Source organism: Algoriphagus locisalis (assembly GCF_900116615.1).
Taxonomy (GTDB): domain Bacteria; phylum Bacteroidota; class Bacteroidia; order Cytophagales; family Cyclobacteriaceae; genus Algoriphagus; species Algoriphagus locisalis.
Genome location: NZ_FPBF01000002.1, coordinates 814,392 through 834,662, shown reverse-complemented (window position 1 = coordinate 834,662; position 20,271 = coordinate 814,392). Strand labels below are relative to the sequence as shown.

Genomic DNA, 20,271 nt, shown 5'->3' with positions numbered 1-20,271 from the left:
TTAAAATCATGAACAAGAATTTTTCCGCCATTCTTTTCGCAGTAGCGATCATAATTGCATCTATCGTACTGGGAAATGCTATTATCAACAGAAACCGACCTCAGGGCACAATCAATGTCACGGGCTTGGGAGAGAGCAATTTCACTTCTGACTTGGTCGTGTGGGAAGGGAATTTCAGCAGGGAAAGTTTTGATCTAAAGTCAGCGTACGCCGATCTGGAAAAAGACAGAAAACTCGTTTCAGACTATTTAATTTCTAAAGGAATTCCAGCCGAGAAATTGATTTTTAATGCGGTGAATACTAACCCAAAATACCAGCAGAATTACTCTAATGATGGGCGTTACTTAGGCCAAACTTTTGATGGATACACGCTCAATCAATCCTTGAAAATCGAATCTACGGAGGTAGAAAAAGTAGAGAAAATCTCGCGGGAAATCACCGAATTGCTAAATCAAGGAATAGCCTTTTATTCCCAGCAGCCTCGATATTACTACACCGAACTGGAATCTCTTAAGCTGGAAATGATCGCCAAAGCCACCGAAGATGCTAGAATTCGTGCGGAGCGCATCGCCGAAAACTCCAAAGGAGATCTCGGCGATCTGATCTCAGCAAATATGGGTATCTTTCAGATCACCGGACAAAACTCAGGAGAAGACTATTCTTGGGGCGGAACATTTAACACCGCAGACAAAAACAAAACGGCTTCGATTACCATGAAGCTTATCTTTGAAGTTGATTAAAGTGAAAGAAACCAAACAAGTAAAAACTGACCTTCACCCCAATAACCTCCATCGAGAGCGTTACGATTTCCCAAGTTTAATCAGCACTCTGCCTGATTTAGGCAAGTTTGTGTCAGAAAATAAGTATGGTGATCTCAGTATTGATTTCGCTGATCCTAAAGCGGTCAAAGAACTCAACCGGGCTTTGCTGAAACATTTCTATCATATTTCTGAATGGGATATTCCAGCTGGATTTCTTTGCCCGCCTATTCCTGGCAGAGCAGATTACCTTCATTATTTGGCAGATTTGCTTTCAGAAAGTAATGCTGGAAAACTACCAACTGGTGAAAAGATAAATGCCTTAGACATTGGTGTTGGTGCAAACTGCATCTATCCCCTACTTGGAAGTACAGTTTACAAATGGAATTTTATCGGGTCGGAAATCGACCCAAAGGCGCTTGATGCTGCCCAAGATAATCTTTATTCCAATCCTCAATTCAGAGGAAAAGTTACGTTAAGGCTACAGGAAAACTCCAAAGAAATTCTTACTGGAATCGTCAAGTCTGACGATGTGTTTGATTTGGTGATTTGTAACCCTCCATTTCATGAATCCCAAGAAGCGGCCTTGGCAGGAAGTACCAGAAAAGTCAAAAACCTAAAAGGAAAAGTGGACAAGAAAATCACCTTGAACTTCGGAGGTCAAAGCAACGAGCTTTGGTGCGAAGGCGGCGAACTTGCTTTTATACACAAGATGATCCGAGAAAGTGTTACTTTCAAGTTCAATTGTTTTTGGTTTACCTCCTTAGTTTCCAAAGAGGAGCATTTGAAGGAGCTGGTTTTAGCCTTGAAAAAAGCACGGGTTTCTGATCGTAAAATCATCCAGATGACGCACGGAAACAAGAAAACCAGATTTATCGCCTGGACTTTTCTGAATTCCGAACAGCAGGAAAACTGGAGGAAAAGGAGATGGAGCTAGAATTTGAAATTAGAGGTTTGGCAATTTGAAATTCAAGAAATAAGTACGGCGCTTGAAATCCTTCCAAGCGCCGTTCCTTTGTCTTAAGTCTTAATACTTGATACTTGATACCAAAATCTAAACTCTTGATTCTAGCTTCTTGGCTCTTAATTTAGCGTGCTTTCCACACTGATTTCCAAATCCAAAACTCTGGAAATTGGGCAGTTTTCCTCGGCGTCTTTCACTAGCTCATCGAATTTATCCTGAGCGATTCCATCGACTTTTGCTTTTAGGACTAAGTGAGACTTCTTAAGTGTTCCTTCTTCAAATGTGATGTTAGCTGTCACATCCAGTTCAGTTGCTGTAAAGCCAGCCTCTTGCAAGTTGAAGCTCAATTTCATAGCGAAGCAGCCTGAGTGTGCCGCTGCGATCAATTCTTCAGGATTTGTACCTACTCCACTTTCAAATCTGGATCCAAATGAGTATTGAGTTTTGTCTAAAACTGTGCTTGGCGTAGTCAAAGTACCTTTGCCATCTTTACCTGTTCCTTGCCATACGGCAGTTGCTTTTCTGATCATGGTTAAACTATTTAGGGTTAAAAATTATATCTATGAAAGTAGGAAACAGCATTGAAAGTTCACCTAAGGAAGGGTAATTCTCAGTTCTCCACTTTTTCAAATTTTGGTTTTTCCGGTGGGTGAGTTGACACTTTTTTTCGCGCCAGGTTCTGGAATACTTCCAAATACTGGTCAGTCACATAGTCCCAATTGTATCGCTGAATAAGTCCCTCCCGGGCAGTGCTGCGGAAATATGCCATACGCTCTTTACTGCTTTCTGCTGCCTCTACGATGTCCTGAACGGAGGCTGCTGATTTCTTGAAATACCATCCGTGTTTTCCATTTTGAAGCATTTCCTGATTGAATGGCGTGTCCAGTGCTAGGATCGCACAGCCAAAGCCAAGGGCTTTCAGCATAGCTGGATTCGTGCCGCCGTACTCGTGCCCATGAAAATAGGCATAGCAATGAGAATACCAGGCTGCCAATTCATTCTGATCAGTGATATATCCCAAAAACAAAAGTCTTTCATCCTCAATATTTTTCAAGACATTAGCATATTCGTCATTAAAAGGAACGTCACCTACAACCACCAGTTTTCGTGTGGAATCTGATTTTAGAAACCCATCAATAATGAGGTCCGCATTGTTATCAGGAATAAGTCTGCCTACGATCAAGAAATATTCTTGTGATTTGATTCCCCACTTCTCAATTGGGTCTGCTGGTACATCTGCCTTAGGATTTGCGCCATAAGCGATGACTTTCGAGTCGGCATTGAATAATTCCTTATAAACCCGCTGCATTTCATCAGAATCGTTGATCAGCTGATCGTAGTATTTCGTCGCCATTTTTGATGCCCAGAAGAAATACTTGGATCCCATACCTTTCCACTTGGGTCTGAGCCATTCCAAGCCATCTACATTGATCACTGTCTTTTTCCTAAAAAGTCTGGAAAACCAACCAATAGGTCCATTCGCGCTATTGACTACGAAAATCACATCCACATCTGAAAAACAGGCATGCATCATGGAAAAGAAAGTATGTGAAAGTTGAGTGCCGATTTTAGATTCAATCGCTCCTATGTAAATGCATTCTATACCATTTACAAATTTAGGTTTCTCTTGAAAAAGGGCTTTGTGGTTATAAACCCGTACGTGAACTCCTTTGGCTACGAGTCGCTCCCCAAGTTCTTTGACCATGGTGTCATATCCACCATAGACATAGGGATATCCTTTTGCCCCCATTATGGCTACTTTCAATTTCTTTTTAGCTGCTGCCATAGATGGTTTTCAATGTTTTTTCTAAAATTATCCAAACTGAACTCCTTCAAAACACGGTTTCTACCAGCACTTCCAAACTGCTCTCTAAGTTCCTGATCCAAAATTAACTTAATTAACGCATTTACACCCTTATCGAGATCGTTAATTGGGATTAAATAGCCTGTTTTGCCATCAACCACCATTTCCGATGCACCCCCTGATCGGGTCGCGATCACTGGGCAGGCAGCTGCCATAGCTTCCAGAATAACCGTAGGAAATGAATCTGGTAAAATTGAAGGCAGGACAAAAATATCTGTTGCTTTTAAAATTGAGGCTATATCTTTTCGAAAACCAAGATTTGTGACGGAGTTTTCAAGTCTATTTTCAGTGATAAAATGTTTCATTTCCACTTCCAAATTCTCATACCCAGGATATGGATCTCCTACGAGCAAAAAGTGACAGTGAGGATAGGATGCTGAAATCATTTTAGCCATCTCCAAAAAGAAAAGTTGCCCTTTTCCCGGATTAATTCTACCCACCATGGTGATAATTACCTTATTAGCTGCTAATTCCAGATTTAAAGGAGTTTTTATCTCTGGCGAAAGAAAATGATCGTATAAAATAGCATTGTGGATTACGACTGGTTTGGATTTTTCTAAACGCGTTGACCAGTGGTTTCTCACAGCTTCAGAAACTACAATGGGAGCTGGAGTGGTGTTGTCCAGGAGCCTTCTCAATAGGCTCACCAAAGGCTTCGGGCCAAGTAGTATTTCATGAATATGCCAAATGTGAGGAACCTTGTTTCTCTTGGCCCAATGTGCTCCAGCCAATACTGCCAATGTATTGGAATACACTAGCTCAAATTGATATTCATCATGAAGTTTGTCGAGAAAACGTAGGGATTCGACATTTTTTCTTAATCTGTTTATGAGCCCTGAGAAGTTTACGTACTTCCTGCGCAATATTCCTAGATTCTGGATTTTCACGGTGATTCCCAGTTCCAAAAAATGAGATTGTAGCGGTCCCGGCTCGGACATCACCACCACAGGGACGAGACCTGCCTCTTTGTAAGTTTTTACTACTTCTATCAGAATCCTGGAGGAACCGTATAGATCTGAAGAACTATTAAGAAAAAGTACAGTCAATTGGATCGTTAGTGTTAATTTTTGAGGATTACAGTTTGAAACCCTTCAATAAAATTCTTTGACGAAAACTTCTTGGATTGCTCTTTTCCTTTTTCAATCATCGTTTCAAGCCGGCTGTTTTCGCTGCTCAAAAGTATCATTTTTTCAGTCAAATCCTGCTGGTCTCCTGTTTTGACAGCTAGACCTGCTTGACCCGCTACTTCCATTAGGGCAGGCTGATCTGAATGTATTACAGGCAAGCCAAAAGCCATCGCTTCTACGATGGGAATGCCAAATCCTTCATTTTCGGAAGGGAAAACATATCCAAATCCATTTTCATACAATGATCTGACTTGCGCATCGCTGACGTATCCAGGCAATATCACTTTATCCTGAAGATGAAGTTCTGCTACAAGCTCATTTACGACAGGCTTATCGTTCATCTGGGTGCTTTGACCTGCTCCTCCCGCCAAAACCAATTTGAAATTGGAGTCTGTCTTTTTGAGAAAATCGGCAAATGAGCGGACAAGTAGCGGCAGATTTTTTCTTTTGTCAAAGGTGCCAATATGTAAAAAATATTGTTGGCTCTTTAAGCCGTGATTTTCCAAAAATGAGGGATCGACACCATTGGCCAACTTTTTAGGTGCCTGATGAATGACAGTCATCGGGTATATCTTCTTCAGGTATTTGTAAAGGGATTTACGGGAATATTCCGTCGTGGTGATGATTTCTGTGTCTTCTTTCAACCCTTTTCTTATCAAGCTTAAAAAGTAGGTTCTCCACCATTTGGGATAGTTTTGAGGCATTTGCCAAAAGAATGCATCGTGGATTACAGTGAGTCTGCGGCAGGGCAAAGAAGCTGCGGGGGAGACAAAATCCGCACAGATCAACACATCGGGCTGATGTTTTTTGATCAGATCTGGAAGTTGAAATTCTTTCCACCGAAAGTAGTCCATGTGGTAATTGAGACGATGGATTTTAGTCTGCGGGCCTTTGAATGTCTGATCCGCACTTTGCTCCTCAGGATCATGCGAAAAAACCCACTCAATGTCCGGGTGTGGATAAGCCAGCGCTGCATGCGCCAGCTCCATCATATAGGTTTTGATGCCTGTTGTGGCGACATTGAGGTATTGTAGATCGAGGAGGACTTTCATGTGGTGGGTTATTCTGTCAGTTTAGCGAAATTTCCAATCTTGAGGATCTCTAGCAGTATGAAATATGCCTCTAATCACCACCTTTCTATATTCCTCGCTTAATGTGTAGTGAATCATAAAAGGAAATTTCTTCAGAGGCAAGCAGCGAACTGAGTCATATCTGATTTGGAAAAAGGATTGGTTTCCAAAAGTTGGAAATAGTGTTGAAGTTCCAGCTCAAATTTCTTGCCTAACCCCTCTCTCTTTTCTTCATAAAAATATAAAGCTTGCTGGATATCTTCTTTGGCAGAGGGTTCCAATAGGACTTCAAAAGCCATTATATTTTAAATCTTTTCTCACCTCTGCCCAAGAAAGTAATTTTGAAGAATCTGAATTCTGAATTCTTTGGCGTACTATTTCTTTATGCTCTTCGGGTATCTCATTAGATCCTGCCACTTCTAAATCGAGCTGTTTGATCAACTCCATTATGAATTCTAACTTTTCTTCTGGAATTCTTAAGGTAATTTCTTTCATAATCAGTCAATTATGTTTTGTGAACACGAGGGTATTCAGAAATTTTATTTTATCAAAGTTAAGCGTAACTCGGTGAATCACTAGTTTTCACAGGTCGAATATCAGGTACTATTTCCTACACACAGTCCACTGATTTACCTGAAAAGCGTTTTGAATAAGTCTGTTTATTTTTTTGCTGACAGGCATCTTGTAACGAAGTAAGTTACTAAATGTCTCTCCTAAATTGTGTGTATAATGATCATCTATCTTCAACTCTTGCTCTTCACAAATTTTACGAAGTAATTTTTTAGGGAAAATAAATGTATGCTCGAGACCATCAATCACGTCTGGGACGTTCATATTTAGCATTTTAGCCCAGCGATGAAAGCGATAAAGATTACTTGACATATTTGGTGTCCCAATCGCAATATATCCCCCGGGCTTTACTATCCGCTTCATCTCCTCGATATAGGCTTTCGGATCTAGCACATGCTCTATCACATGTGAGATATGGATAAAATCGAAAAATGAATCAGGGTATTTTGCCTCCCAGATATCACCCTGATAAGTTTCTACAGGAAAATTACTTTTTACAAATTCCAAGGCCCCGGTATCAAATTCAGTCGAATATAATTCACAGTTTAATTGTTGAGCATAGGCTAATCCAAGTCCCAAACCGCAACCGATGTCTAAGAATCTACCATCCGGCACTAACTTATTAAGACATCTTGATTCACTTTTTATCTGTGCAGGATTTAAAGTACTTATTCTTTCAAAGTGATTTAGAATATGATTTTTATAGTCAAAAGCTAAATAGTGATCCTTGTCATAATAATTGGTGTAATAGTCAGCTAATTCTTGACTATCTGCCATTGGGTTGGCAAATACCAATTCACAATGTAAACACTGGACTCGCGAGATATGTGGGCCTTTTCTATATGTGTCTATTGCGTACCCCTTAAGATTTTCTGAACCACAAATCGGACATTTTCTATATAAAATCATACAATTAAATTTTTAATCCATTTCTATTGGTTTCCAATTTTATCCGAGAATATTCCCTTACGCTAAGCCCAATCATCCACCACGAAATCCAAGAAACGAATGCATAGATTTCAACATTGGCGGTGAACATAGGGAGTAGTAAACCCACCTTTACAGTCCCTGCCACGAATGCAATTCTTGCAATGTTTAGATTATCTGAGGTTTTAAAAACAATAATGGATTCTCGTATCCCAGAGATCAACATACTTATATATAATAACATCCCCAGCCAACCCAATTGGACTCCATAGATCAAGAACTGATTTTCTCCTCCTACCCGTAATTCATCTGTAACACTTCCGAAATTTCCACTCATAGCCAGCCCGATTCCCAGTGGATTGCTGAGCATAGAGTCAAAGGCAAGAGCCCACTCAACGACATGACCCACACTTGACGTGTCTTGCATTTTTAGGGTGTCTATTACATAAAATAATAGATCGTCAGATGCAAAGAAAAGAACATATGCTGTAAAAAGGAGAAAGAAGAAGATTCCAAACCCTATAAGCTTAAATAGCCTAAAGACAATGGCAATAAAAATAATCATGATAAAAAATGCGGCAAAAGCTGCCCTGGAAGATGCAAATATTAAACTACCAATAGAACAAAACATAATGAAAATGTAAAACCAATTCATGCCTCTCTTGGAAGTCAAAAACCAGATCAATCCGGCTGAAAAACCCATTAATACAGAACTGGCGAGTTCCAAAGGATTTGCAAAGAAGCTTGCGAAGCGCTTCATAGCATTGGTAGATTCAAATGTCCAAGTCAGCCCATAATGGCCAGCAGGCTCGAGACCACTGATTTCTAAATTAAAAAGTGCGTATCCGGTGAACTGCTGTAAATGCGTGTCAAGGATGATCCCTTCAAACACATTTACCAAAAAAGCAGCAATCGTAATCACAAAAAGAAACTGAAAAACATAGGTAAGGTCGATCTCGGTCATTCTTGAATTTCTACCCAAGAAATATATTAAACCAGGAATTATCATGCCCTTGAAATACAATAGCTTATTGGTAAAACTGGCAAGTCCTATCGGCAAAACAAGAAATAGCACTGTTAACCCCAAAAAGAATATCATTAACCAGTCAGTAGTCTGAAGCCGTAAAGCATAGTCAAATGGTTTTCGCTGGAAGATCACAAAGGCAAATGCAGCGATTAACACAATTAGCTCTTTTAGCGATTGGAATACTAACACTGCTTCTGGAGAGCGGGTAACCAGATAAACAAGGCTCAGACATGTTATATAAATAGGAAGATATCCGAGTAGAAAAAAAATAAAATAGTCCCAGTTTCCTTCAAATACCATTTTCCTAGTCGCCCAAAGGAATCCGGCAGCTACAGCGATTGTGATCAAAAGGAAAAATAGTAAAGACATTGAGCTTCCAAAATTAGATCAGCGAAAGAAAAAGATGACTAGGCTGATAAGCAAATTAATCAACCCGGAGGGTCAATCACTGATTAATCAAACAATTTTCCATATTATTCGAACAGATCCAAATCAAATTTTGGTAATATAATGATCTTTATAAAGCTGATTATCAGCTCTTTTTCGGATAAATTCTTCTATATCAGGGTTAGATAATTGATCTTCGGTAGGAGCGTACAGTGCGCGCTGCCTGTTTTCAGCATTTACCGGCGGGTCACATAAATAATAGATAGCCAGAGATTTACGAATGTTGGTGCCTCCACTACTTACCTGCCGGCTCAATCCATGCCAAGACTTATAGGTAGTGTCGAAAATCACGGCTCGATTGAACCTCACTTCAACTTCTTTTCTTAACTCTAGGGGACGATTACTTTCAGGGTCGTTACTCCATAGACCAAAATGCCCTCCAAATTCAGGTTTCCAATCTTCAGACAGGTATATGATTAAATTGATCCTCCGTTGTAATCCAAGTTTAGGATGGATGTTATAGTCCAAATGTGGATTAAGCTTACCCCCATCAGGATGCATATGCCACCCACCTCCATGCAGCCCAAAATCAGGATATAATTTGATTCCCAATAGGGTACCTAGCTGATTTACAAAAGCCTCAGAACACAGGTGTTTAAAAAATTTATAGGTAAACTCGGGGAATTTATTCCAGTCATTTAGTGCAGACTTTTTTTCTAAAGGATTGGAATAAGTAAAGAGACTACTGTCATCAATCACCGGAAACTCCGCAGAAAGGGAAATTGCGAATTCTTTATCCACAAAATCGTCAATAACTAAATGTGGAAAAGGTTCAGCTGCGTGAAACTCCCCAACTCTATTTTTTATCTCCTCTATTTTAATCATGGTACGTTTTTATTAGCCCATCCACAAACCCCTTCCAGACCATCCGCAATTTTTGTAGCCTCCATCTGCCTAAAAAATACGCAGTATAAAGAATCATTTTTCCAAATTGGACTGTGACGGCTAAAGGTATAAAAATATTTTTAGTGTGATGTTTGATGAATATTATTTGGTTTCGCTGAGCCAAATAATGCACAATTGGGTTTAGAAAACCTTCTTTACCTTTGGTCTTTGAGCTGGAGGAACTCCCCACGGAATGATAAACCACGGCGCTTGGTTCGAACCATAATTTGTAGCCTTGTTCACGGATACGCATGGAGAGATCCACATCTTCAAAGGAGCCGAAAAAGAAGAATTCTTTCAGAAGTCCTGTTTGACGCAGTACCTCAGATTTTATAAGTGTAGCACATCCGGTGGTCCACTCGGTTTCTGAGGCTATTACATCACTTAGATCAGTTTTTCCTTCCTTTTTTGTTAGCGAAAGCCCCAATGCTGGAATAAGCTTTCCACCTGCATTCCAAATTACATTTCTTCTATTACCATTGTAAAAAATCAAAGGTTGAGCTGCTCCAAATTCTGGCCTATCATCTATAGACCACACTAAATTTTCTAAAAAATCCGGCTCCATCTCTGTATCGTTGTTCAGCTCCATGATATAGTCAAACTTTTCCTGAAGCGCATATCGAAATCCCACATTGTTCCCTCCAGAAAAGCCAAGATTCTTGTCAGTAAATATGAAATGTGCAAACTCCCCGAATTCATGTTGAAGTCTTTCACCTGATCCATCCTCGGAAAAATTGTCAATCATCACAACTTTAAAATTTGGATAACTACATGCTTGCAATGAGATCAAACATTTTTTGGAATCAGCATAATTTTTCCAATTAATCAGTACAACTGCTACTGAAGGATACGAACGGGTACTCATTTCAATTTATTAGGTAGTCTAAAAACCAATGAAGATAGCGATGCTGAACTCCAATCTAAAGCCAAAGATACATCCCAAAAATTAAGGCTCATGGTATTTATCAGGTCAAAGTTTAGATTAAATTTTTGATTGGGGCTTACCTGATACTAAAGGTAATTTTGAAGATATCGGGAAGGCTACCTTTTTTGAACGAAGCTAGACAGAAAAAGAGTATTCAAGTCTAACGTGCAGTATTCACCTAGCTGTGGAGAACTAAACCATTATGCCTCCTTTTATATCCTGTTGCCGTTAATTCAGGCAAGTAAAAGTTAACGTAGTTTAATCAGAGCTGAATGAGCTAATCATTTAAAAAAAAATAACGGTAAATTAGCCGGAATTGTAGCACAATAGCTCAACCCCCGGAATAAACAGTTCCCAAATTAAGTACAAACAGAATTTAACTCCTTTATTTTTTTGATGCTCTTTTTATAAATCAACATCACTATACTTCACTAAATGTGATCAGAAAAAAGAATTCAATATCTCTGGCATTCATCACTTCTCAAGATCCTGATGACAAAAAGTCGTGGTCAGGAATCTATTCCTACATGCTCAAAGAACTTGAAGCCAGATTTGAACATGTAGAAGTAATAGCTCCCATTGCGCGTCCTTTACTAATTCGGGTGTGGCTAGAATGCATTGCTGTATTTCATAGAGCAGTTTTTAATAAAGAATATGACAAATTACGCTCTTCAATACTTAGTCGCTATTACGCTCAAGTCATAAATAAACGATTAAAAAAGTCAAGAGTTGATGTCATATTTGCGCCAGCCGCTTCCACTGAAATTGCCTTTATAAAAACCGTAATTCCAATATGTTATTATTCAGATTCTTCTTTTGCCCAGATTAGTGATTATTACGAAGAGTACAAGGTTTTTTCTGAAAGATCTAAGAGAGAATCAAACCAAATCGAAAAAAAAGCAATTCAAGTAGCCACTGCGTGTGTATATTCGTCAGCATGGGCAGCAGATTTCGTAAGCGATTATTACCAAAAATCAAGGATCGAAATATTTATAGCGAAATTCGGAGCCAACATGGTTCCCCACAGAGAAATGAACCAGCTTGCGAAAAAGAGATCTTCGGGTTTCAACATCCTGTTTCTTGGCGTTGACTGGCATAGAAAGGGTGGGGCAAAAGCAGTTACAGTTTATAATTTCCTTAAAGAAAAAGGCTATCCCGTATCATTGACCATCTGTGGCTGTAACCCAGACCTTGAGGATAGGGATATCACGATAATTCCTTTTTTGGATAAGAATAATGAGGCTGATCGCGAAGCACTTCATTACATCATGATGCAGACGCACTTGATGCTATTGCCCACAGAAGCAGACTGTACTCCAATAGTTCTCAATGAAGCGGCAGCTTTTGGTATTCCAGTTATTGCCACACACACCGGCGGCATATCCAGTCAGGTGGAGCATGGGGTGAATGGCTTTTTAGCCCATAGTATCAATGACTTTTTGGATTATTCGGAGTTTTTGATCAGAGATCCTATGAGATATGAAGAAATGTCAACGAGTGCACTGAAGAAATACGAAAATGAACTAAGCTGGGAAAAATGGGGAGATAAAATAACCAGCATAATTCAAATGCTGGCTGATCCCTCCCTATAATTTAATTCACACGTTTAGAGTGACCGATTCTAAATATAGTGCAGGTAATGGCTGTAAATATTTCAGAGCATATTAAGGCCATGCATAACCCAATCGTGCCATACATGGCAGTAAGTATGGCTGCTGTAGTTAGCATGAATATGCTATTAATCACAGAAGATTTAATTAATAGCTGCTGTAGGTCTTTTGTTAAAAAATACATCATGTTAAAAATATTGATAGAGGATAGAAAAGGTATAAAACACAGGATTTTCAGGTATAAAATGGAGTCTGGCAAGTGGCTTTTTGCCAAAAACCTGACAATCTCAGGAGAGAATAAATAAGCAGTAATTGAAATCAGTCCTGTCACAGTAATGCCGATCAACGAAATTTTCATAAGAAACGGGATGAACCTTTCTCTATGATGGACAAAAAGATGAGAAGCTTTTGGAAAGGTGGCGGACACCACCAAAGAAGGAAAAAACCTAAGTGTGATAATTACCTTCTCGACTAGTCCATACATCCCCAATTGAGCAGATCCTTCGAAAAAACTTAAGATAATGATCCCACCACTTACCGTAACGTGGGAAATCAAATTATAGAAAAACAGCTTAGCATTTTCCCTTACTGATTTTATAATATGCCTGAAATTTGGCTTCCCGAAGTGTATCTGGAACTGCCGTAAACAGAAAAAAACTAAACCGAGATTAAAACCAAGTGCAATCGTCCCCCATATAAAATTCACATACTTTGATTTATCTGGGGCATCGATAAAATACATGATCGCCAGTAGGTAACAAAGTTTGCTTAACACATTGACAATACTGGCGATTTTTGTCTTTTCTATCCCTTGAAAAAACCAAACCAACTGAATGGCCTCAGCTATTAGGATTATGGTTGAGAAAGCCAGAATAACCCTATACTCTTCAAAGGCACTCGTAAGCTGAATAAGAAAAAAGATGCCTACTAGTAATAGCAGCACTATACACAGTTTGCTATACAGAACTAATGAAAAATGATTCGAAAGCTTGACTGAATCGTGACGGTGGATAGATGCCTCTCTTGGTCCACTAAAATTATAGCCGAAGCCCACCACAATATTCAGCGAAGTAATAACCGAAAGTGCTAAACTGACCAAGCCAAATTGGTCCACGCCAACACGTTGAATAATTAATGGTACTGAAATAATGGAAATCAGAACATTAGTACCCTGAATTAGCCCTAAATAGAGAAAATTTTGAACCGAATTATTCCGATATAAATAGCTAAGCTTGAAATGCCTTATTTTTTCTAGCATGCCAGCTTATTTTTTAGCTTTCCTGAACATGTTTTTGAAAAAGCCTTCGGAAATACAACCAACCTAAAGAAAGCAGCATCATGATCACCAAGCCATAGACTATGCCTTTTGCCAGACTTACATCTGAGCGGTCTAGAGGCAATCTAGGGGAATCGATGATTTGAATCAGTGGCGAATTGTTACGGTGATTGACTTTTGCGATTTCCAGATTCTTCACCACTTCCTCATAAACCGCACCCGTAGCCTGCACATCGATCTGTCGCTTCTTGGTTTCTATTGTTGCTGAGGAAAGTAATGGGTTGGCATTAGGAACGCGATCTGTAGCTGATGCAAAAGCTCCGATACTGGCGTCTAATATTTTCCTTACGCTATCTGCCTGTGACTGAAGAATAGCTAGGTTTTCGCTGGTTTTTTTGGTCTTAGTTTCCCTGTAAAATTCATTGACATTCTCTACCAATCTTTCATTGAAAACCTTGGCGTAAGCCTCGTCTTTAGACGCAACACTCACTTGGATTATGGTCAGCTTCCTGTCCGGTTTGGCCACGGAAAGCTGATTTTCACGTACCAATTGCGTGACTTCTTTGACTACTGAATCCTGCGAAACCGTGAAATTTTCTCTTGCAATGGAAAAGTCCATTGATTTTATATCCACTTTGGAAGCCCATTTTTTATCGATTTTCTCAAATTCAATAAATCGATCGATCAGCAATTGGTTCTCATCAAAAGGACTTAATAAAGCTTCATTCAGCATACGCTCTGAGCGGTACAGTTCCATGATGTTATCACCTTGGAAAAGTCCGCTGGTTCCGCCCATGGACCCTAGGTTTACACCTACCAATGACGCTAATCCAGACATTCCTCCCATTCCTCCCGTATCCCCATCTTCGAGTACGAATGATGTGGTTGCGATAAAAACAGGCTTTTTAAAAATTGACACCAAAGCCCCTAACCCAATTCCAAGTAAGCCTGCAAGGACTAGGATTTTCCATTTGGAAATGAAATAAGAGATCCAGCTGGAGAAGTTTTGAATGACTTCCTTGAACGTAAATTGGTTGTCTGTAAAATGCTTTGATCCTGCCATTACTACCAGTTGATTTGTGAAATGACTAATCCAAGCGTAGCTAATCCTGTGGTAATTCCCACTATTTCTCCAAGTCTCAGCGGTACTTTTGGTCCTTTGGTTGGGACTATTACTTCTGCACCAGGTTCTACAGGAGGATAATTTCTAATTCCCAGAAAACCCTTGGTTCTCTTTACTGCACCGTTGGCATAGACCACATAGGTTTGCTTTCGGTTGGCTCGGCGCTCAAATCCACCAGCCCCATTAATATAATGCTTCAGACTGCGACCTGATTCATGTCTTAGTGTCGTAGGATAAACCACATCTCCACGCATTCGCACTGTTTGAAATAACTTAGGAACAGAAAGAATATCCCCTTCTTCCAAGAGGATATCATCTTCGGATCCTGGATTTCGTAGTATTTCTTCCAAATCAATCGCAACAGCCTCGGTTTCCTTAAGTTTCACAGCGAACCCAGGTGTTTCAGAAGCGATTTGATCCAAGGATTCTTTTTTGGTTTGCGCCAACTGATTATCTACTGGAGATTCAGCTTCTGGAGATTCAGTCAATAAGCGTTGTAGCAATTCTGCCTGAGCTTCCGAATTGCTCGGATCTTCAGCCAGTTTCATTTTCAGGCCTTCCAGGTTTCGCTGGCGTCGAAGTTGCTCAGATTCTGTGTTGAAAAATTCAGTTCTTCGAATTAAGGTTGCCCCTTTTGCATAAGCAAATTGATTCAAACCACCGGATCGCTTGACCAAATCTGAGATTCGCTCGCCACTGCTTTGGATAGCAAAGATTCCCGGAGAATTTACCTGGCCTTCTACCGCGACTAACTTCTGCATGGTAAAACTCGCTCTTTTCCTTACGATCACCTGATCAAATGGCACTAGAGAAGGGGAATCTGGATTGTAACCCAAGTCCGGATCTACCTGTGTGGGAATGATATCCGCCAAAGTGCCTAAGTCCGAATCTTCCAGTCTTCTGGCGATTTCTATATCCTGAGCATTGGCAGATTCCTGGAATCCTCCAGCCATCACAATCAAATCTTCTACTTTCATCTCGCTGGAATAGGGGTAAACACCAGGCTTTTTCACTTCACCGAGGATCTGCACATATTGCTCATTATTGATGTCGTAGATGCTGGCAATTCTCACTACATCTTCACGTTGGAGGGGAACATCCGGAGCCGTTCCATCCAATACACCGCGAAGGTTCACCTGGATCATTTCCGTACTCAGGTCAGCTTTGGTGCGCAAAATACTTGCCTGGGTGGTGTAGGCATCACCGCGAAGTCCTTCTGCATTTTTCACTAATTGAGACAAAGTAAGCCCTTCTTCTAAAGCAAAAGTGCCTTCTCTATACACCGCTCCTTTGATTTGTACCCGGTTGGAATAGCGATCGAGAATGCGCTGAACACTGATTTCATCCCCACCCTTCAGGATGAACATGTCAAACTGATTCTGATACACATCCGAAACAGAGCGCTGATTTCCTGTAATCCTCGAAATAGCTACACGGTCTTTGAAAGCTTCATCAGTAAATCCTCCGGCGTAGCTGAGTAGATCAGAAAAAGTATCCTCCTCCAGCACCTCAAAGACCATCGGGCGTTTTACCTCGCCTTTGATTTTCACATGGGAAAGATAAGGTGGCACGTGAATCACATCCTGATCCTGAAGTTTCAGGTCTAGTTGGGCAGTTCCATTTATCAGCAAGTCATACACATCGATTTCAGCGATTTGCTTGCTATTCCTTACCAGTTTGATTTTTCGCATGGAGCCATTTTCATTGGGTCCACCAGCGGCATAGAGTGCATTGAATACGGTAGAAAAAGCACTTAGCGTAAAGGTGCCAGGAAGTCGAACATCCCCAAGGATATTCACTTTTATAGAGCCTACATTTCCTAAAGTCACTTGAAGAAATGTATTGGGGCTGCTACCTAGAAGTCCTGAGTAATATTTTCCAATTCTGTTTTTCAGGATTCCTGTAGCTTCTTCTATGGACTTCCCGGACACAGACACTGGCCCTATATTATCCAAGAGAACGAATCCGTCTGGATTTACTTTAGCTTCATAATATTGCTCGGATTGACCGTAGATATCTACATAAATCAGGTCTCCAGGGCCTAATACATAGCTTTTTGGTGTCGCCTGATTCAGACTCGGTTCGAAGCTTAATCGGCGGTTTCTTTGGTAAAAAAGAGATGTCCCAAAGATTTCATTCCCGTCCGGCTTTTTAAATGACCCATCTGAAAATTGAAACATACCTAAGGCTATTTCATCCAGATCGGCCTGCTCACGGTCATCTCGTTTTGAGATTTTGGTACTTCTGACAGATTCATCTCCACCTTCAGCGATTCTCTTTCTCATCTTGGCTACCTCGCTAGGAGGCATGCCCTGAAGTTCCAGTGCTTTGAGAAACTCTGATTTTGAAAGTCCAGCGTCAGTTGCCCGACCTAGTAACTCCTGAACTTGCTCATCGGAAAGTTCATCCACTTGAATTTTACTGGCATCGTTTATTTCCTGTGCAAAAGTTTGAGGAATAATCAGCCCTAGTAAGGCCAGAAATGCTAAAAAGTAAGAGAATCGTATAATTGAAATCATATAGAAAAGGAAGTCCCAGGTGAATCAAGAACAAATATGGAGATTAAAAATCCATGAATTTCTTAATTCTACCAAATATAGTTCCAAAAACCTAAACAGATCACTATACGCTCCGGTATTGAAATGATTATAAAAGCAAATGTAGAATCAAAGCGTCGAACAATATAATTTACTGTATTTCATCTGTTTATAATTGTTTTTTAGCGGTCATATGGAATGCCCTGAATAATCATTCCCCTGTGTGTTTAATGATGATTTTAATCGTATCGATTTCATTGTAACTTTACTACATGGGCAATCAAGATATAAGATGGAAACAGCGCTTCAAAAATTATGAGAAAGCATTCCAAAAGCTGGAAGAGGCAGTTTTAAGGATAAAAACAGATTTTTTTGAAGATGGAGAAATTGATGAAAATAAGTTCAAAGCTGGAGACGATATTATCAAAGAAGGTTTAATTCAGCGGTTTGAATATACGCATGAACTTGCGTGGAATGTGATGAAGGATTTTTTGATGGAGAGCGGGGCTACGGAAATTTATGGATCAAAAGATGCGATCCGGGAGGCCTACAAAGTAGGTTTGATAGCTAATGGAAAAATGTGGATGGATATGGTAAGTAGCAGGAACAGGACCTCCCATACCTATAATGAGGAAGTTGCAAATGAAATTTTCAGCATGGTAATCAATGAATACTATCTAGCATTTCTAGATTTTAAAAATACCATGGATTCAAAACAAGGTGGAATTCAATCTGATATTTTCAATGATTAATATAGGTCTTGATAATGCAGATATAAACGCGATCAATGCTGTATTCAAAGACTATTCTCAAATTGAATCAGTTCTTTTATATGGATCCAGAGCAAAAAATACTTTTCGCGTTGGCTCAGATATAGATCTCACTATTGTAGGAGAAAGCGTGACACTTACTGAATTATTCGAAATAGAGCAGAAACTCGATGATCTACTTCTCCCTTGGAAAATTGACCTTTCTTTATTTCACAAAATAGAAAACAAGGAATTGATAGACCATATAAATAGAGTTGGAATAGTTTTTTATTCATGATCATGCAGCACCACTCACTCCGTACAATTCCTGCATATTTCGATCTGGGATCGGTCGCTTAGAAGTTGTTTTCTGAAGTTTTGGTAGGGCAGGGAAGTCCAAATGGAGGCTAAGGATTGGGCTTTCAACTCACCCATGACAAACTTAGCGTCTTTGTCAAAACAGCAAGGGACGATCTTACCATCCCAAGTAGCTACAGCGCCTTGCCACATGCGCCAACATTTGTTTTCTATGCGTTTTTTGAGTTTCCATTTGCCATTTCCCGCAGGGATATACCTAGAATAGCCCAAGTCGGACGGGATTAGCCCGGAGCCATTTTCGAAGTCGTATATCTGCGTAGTTTTCAGTTGAAGTTCATCGACCTGCATTTCTTTTGCCCAGCGTTTCAGCTCGGGCAGTTGATGTTCATTTTGTCCAGTGACTAAAAACTGCAAGACTACTCGTGGGAAGTTTTGTTTGGCCTTTTTCCGCTCTTCTAAAAGTAATTTTAAACCCTTCTGCACCTTTTCCAGATTTCCTCCAACTCGGTATTTTTCATAAATCTCCTGCGTGATCCCATCTATGGAAACAATTAACTGCTTCAAACCACTTTGAAGAATTTCAGCTACTTGTTTTTCCTGCAAGTAATGCCCGTTGGTGGAGGTGGAGGTGAAAATGCCCTTGGAATCTGCATAAGTTACCATTTCCAAAAATCTGGGATTCAGAAATGGCTCGCCCTGAAAGTAAAGATGTAGCCAGGTAAGATGATCTTGAACTTGATCTATGGTTTGCTTAAAAAGCTTTTCCTGCAACATTCCTGTCGGGCGTGAAAAATCCCGCAGCCCAGAAGGACATTCCGGACATCTAAGATTACAGCTGGTGGTGGGTTCAATTGAAAGTGTGGTAGGCTGTCCCCAAAGAATAGGTCTTCCTACGATTCTTGAAACCTGAAAAGAGAAGGCCAAAAGGGCATAATTCATTAGTTTCTGAAAAGTCAGAAATCGTATGAACGAAGTGGCCATGAGGAAATTAGTATTCACAGGGCTAAGTAAAGAATAGCTGGAGGAAGAAGCAATGGAGCTACCTTATTTTACCACCTCTAAGACTGAAACTGGTTTGGCTTTGTTTTTTAGCGTGAATTCTCCTAAATCTTTGAACGTAAACAATTCTTTGATTCCTTCAGTACATTTTTCCAGAATCAATATTTGGCCAGGCGAAGCAGCACTTTGAAGTCGGGAGGCTATATTTACAGCGTCACCAATGACGGTGTAATCCAATCTTTTTAGAGACTGCGAACCGATATTTCCGGACACCATTTCACCCGCATTGAGTCCAATGGAGACTTTCGGGCTAAAATTGGATTTTTCAGAATACATGGGCATTGCATTCATTTTGTCTCGGATCGCTACGCAGGCTCTGAGCGCTCTTGCCACCTGATCCGGCCCTTTGAAAACAGCCATCACGGCATCTCCAATGAATTTGTCCACAGCGCCTTTTTCCTCGATGATTTCACGGACCATCAGATCAAAGTATTCATTCAGTAAAGGCACCACGACATTTGGCTCTTCATTTTCTGAAATTTTTGTAAAACCAACCAAATCCACAAAAGCCACGGTAGCCTCTACGGTTTCGTTTTCCATCAGGGATGTTTCAGACTCTTTGCCAACCATGAAATTGAGCACAGTTTCATCCACATACATTTTCAGAATATTATTTTCCCTCATCGCTGTGAGGGTTGATTTGATCTGATGGATATGCTGAAGAGTCTTCTCTATGGTGATTTCCAAATCCTGAAAATCAACCGGCTTGGTGATGAAATCAAAAGCGCCCCGGTTCATAGCCGTACGGATATTTTCCAGATCTCCATAGGCAGAGATTATCACCGCTTTGAGTAAGGGGTTTTGTTCCTTGACCTTCGTCAAAAGAGTCAATCCATCCATTTCCGGCATATTGATATCACTAAGGATCATGTCGATATCCGGCTGCAACTGCAAGATATCCAATGCTTCGCGACCATTCAGCGCAAACACAAATTCATATTCTCCAGCTCTGATCTTACGCCTGAATTTCTGCGTAATAAGGACTTCTAAATCCGCCTCATCATCTACTACTAGTATCTTAGACATAGCTTAATG

20 protein-coding genes are annotated in these 20,271 nt (G+C 40.2%); 5 read left to right on the top strand and 15 right to left on the bottom strand.

The genetic code is table 11. The features are described from left to right. Window positions 1–8 precede the first annotated feature (8 nt). The gene (locus BM386_RS08755; RefSeq protein ID WP_091692734.1) at window positions 9–740 is read left to right on the top strand and encodes an SIMPL domain-containing protein; all 732 of its coding nucleotides are present in this window, start codon (window positions 9–11) and stop codon (window positions 738–740) included. 1 nt (window position 741) lies between these two features. Further along, on the top strand, window positions 742–1,695 hold the full coding sequence (rlmF, locus tag BM386_RS08750) for a 23S rRNA (adenine(1618)-N(6))-methyltransferase RlmF (RefSeq protein WP_244545484.1): 954 nt from the start codon (window positions 742–744) through the stop codon (window positions 1,693–1,695). 146 nt (window positions 1,696–1,841) lie between these two features. On the opposite strand, the gene BM386_RS08745 is transcribed toward rlmF, so the two are convergent. The 10 genes from BM386_RS08745 to BM386_RS08700 form a co-directional block, all read right to left on the bottom strand. Next, entirely contained in the window at window positions 1,842–2,252 is a 411-nt protein-coding gene (locus tag BM386_RS08745; protein WP_091692731.1) for an OsmC family protein, read from the bottom strand. A gap of 80 nt (window positions 2,253–2,332) precedes the next feature. After that, window positions 2,333–3,508 carry a DUF1972 domain-containing protein gene (locus BM386_RS08740; protein WP_170857063.1) on the bottom strand — a complete coding sequence of 392 codons (1,176 nt, stop codon included), beginning with the start codon at window positions 3,506–3,508 and terminating at the stop codon, window positions 2,333–2,335. After that, window positions 3,484–4,632 (bottom strand): glycosyltransferase family 4 protein, encoded by a 1,149-nt coding sequence (locus tag BM386_RS08735; RefSeq protein WP_244545483.1) that lies wholly within the window; start codon window positions 4,630–4,632, stop codon window positions 3,484–3,486. Before BM386_RS08735 ends, BM386_RS08740 begins: the two co-directional genes overlap by 25 nt. Before the next feature lie 14 nt (window positions 4,633–4,646). Continuing rightward, window positions 4,647–5,765: a glycosyltransferase family 4 protein gene (locus BM386_RS08730; RefSeq protein ID WP_091692728.1), complete on the bottom strand. Its 1,119-nt coding sequence runs from the start codon at window positions 5,763–5,765 to the stop codon at window positions 4,647–4,649. Between the two features lie 131 nt (window positions 5,766–5,896). Continuing rightward, window positions 5,897–6,082 (bottom strand): hypothetical protein, encoded by a 186-nt coding sequence (locus BM386_RS08725; protein ID WP_091692727.1) that lies wholly within the window; start codon window positions 6,080–6,082, stop codon window positions 5,897–5,899. Continuing rightward, a complete protein-coding gene (locus BM386_RS08720; protein ID WP_091692725.1) occupies window positions 6,072–6,278 on the bottom strand; it encodes an addiction module protein in 207 nt (68 codons plus the stop codon). Before BM386_RS08720 ends, BM386_RS08725 begins: the two co-directional genes overlap by 11 nt. 108 nt (window positions 6,279–6,386) lie before the next feature. After that, on the bottom strand, window positions 6,387–7,130 hold the full coding sequence (locus BM386_RS08715) for a class I SAM-dependent methyltransferase (protein WP_244545482.1): 744 nt from the start codon (window positions 7,128–7,130) through the stop codon (window positions 6,387–6,389). A 136-nt stretch (window positions 7,131–7,266) separates the two neighbouring features. Further along, the gene (locus BM386_RS08710; protein WP_091692721.1) at window positions 7,267–8,676 is read right to left on the bottom strand and encodes an O-antigen ligase family protein; all 1,410 of its coding nucleotides are present in this window, start codon (window positions 8,674–8,676) and stop codon (window positions 7,267–7,269) included. A 123-nt stretch (window positions 8,677–8,799) separates the two neighbouring features. Further along, window positions 8,800–9,579 carry a 2OG-Fe(II) oxygenase gene (locus BM386_RS08705; protein ID WP_091692720.1) on the bottom strand — a complete coding sequence of 260 codons (780 nt, stop codon included), beginning with the start codon at window positions 9,577–9,579 and terminating at the stop codon, window positions 8,800–8,802. After that, window positions 9,572–10,504 carry a glycosyltransferase family 2 protein gene (locus tag BM386_RS08700; protein ID WP_091692718.1) on the bottom strand — a complete coding sequence of 311 codons (933 nt, stop codon included), beginning with the start codon at window positions 10,502–10,504 and terminating at the stop codon, window positions 9,572–9,574. The genes BM386_RS08705 and BM386_RS08700 overlap by 8 nt, the downstream gene beginning before the upstream one ends. A gap of 497 nt (window positions 10,505–11,001) precedes the next feature. On the opposite strand from BM386_RS08700, the gene BM386_RS08695 reads away from it, so the two are divergent. After that, a complete protein-coding gene (locus BM386_RS08695) occupies window positions 11,002–12,156 on the top strand; it encodes a glycosyltransferase family 4 protein (RefSeq protein WP_091692716.1) in 1,155 nt (384 codons plus the stop codon). A gap of 1 nt (window position 12,157) precedes the next feature. Here the strand turns inward: BM386_RS08695 and BM386_RS08690 are convergent, their stop codons facing one another. From BM386_RS08690 to BM386_RS08680, 3 genes are read right to left on the bottom strand one after another with little or no spacing between them, the layout of a single operon-like run. Then, the gene (locus BM386_RS08690) at window positions 12,158–13,432 is read right to left on the bottom strand and encodes a lipopolysaccharide biosynthesis protein (protein ID WP_091692714.1); all 1,275 of its coding nucleotides are present in this window, start codon (window positions 13,430–13,432) and stop codon (window positions 12,158–12,160) included. 13 nt (window positions 13,433–13,445) lie between these two features. Then, the gene (locus BM386_RS08685) at window positions 13,446–14,513 is read right to left on the bottom strand and encodes an exopolysaccharide biosynthesis protein (protein WP_091692713.1); all 1,068 of its coding nucleotides are present in this window, start codon (window positions 14,511–14,513) and stop codon (window positions 13,446–13,448) included. 2 nt (window positions 14,514–14,515) lie between these two features. After that, window positions 14,516–17,092: an SLBB domain-containing protein gene (locus tag BM386_RS08680; protein WP_091692711.1), complete on the bottom strand. Its 2,577-nt coding sequence runs from the start codon at window positions 17,090–17,092 to the stop codon at window positions 14,516–14,518. Between the two features lie 290 nt (window positions 17,093–17,382). Here BM386_RS08680 and BM386_RS08675 point away from each other — a divergent pair, with 290 nt between their 5' ends. Further along, window positions 17,383–17,862: a nucleotidyltransferase substrate binding protein gene (locus tag BM386_RS08675; protein ID WP_091692709.1), complete on the top strand. Its 480-nt coding sequence runs from the start codon at window positions 17,383–17,385 to the stop codon at window positions 17,860–17,862. Then, window positions 17,855–18,157 carry a nucleotidyltransferase domain-containing protein gene (locus BM386_RS08670; protein ID WP_091692708.1) on the top strand — a complete coding sequence of 101 codons (303 nt, stop codon included), beginning with the start codon at window positions 17,855–17,857 and terminating at the stop codon, window positions 18,155–18,157. The genes BM386_RS08675 and BM386_RS08670 overlap by 8 nt, the downstream gene beginning before the upstream one ends. Before the next feature lie 14 nt (window positions 18,158–18,171). Here BM386_RS08670 and BM386_RS08665 read toward each other — a convergent pair whose 3' ends face one another. Further along, window positions 18,172–19,116: a radical SAM/SPASM domain-containing protein gene (locus BM386_RS08665; RefSeq protein ID WP_244545481.1), complete on the bottom strand. Its 945-nt coding sequence runs from the start codon at window positions 19,114–19,116 to the stop codon at window positions 18,172–18,174. Between the two features lie 105 nt (window positions 19,117–19,221). Then, a complete protein-coding gene (locus BM386_RS08660; RefSeq protein WP_091692704.1) occupies window positions 19,222–20,262 on the bottom strand; it encodes an adenylate/guanylate cyclase domain-containing protein in 1,041 nt (346 codons plus the stop codon). Window positions 20,263–20,271: the final 9 nt, after the last annotated feature.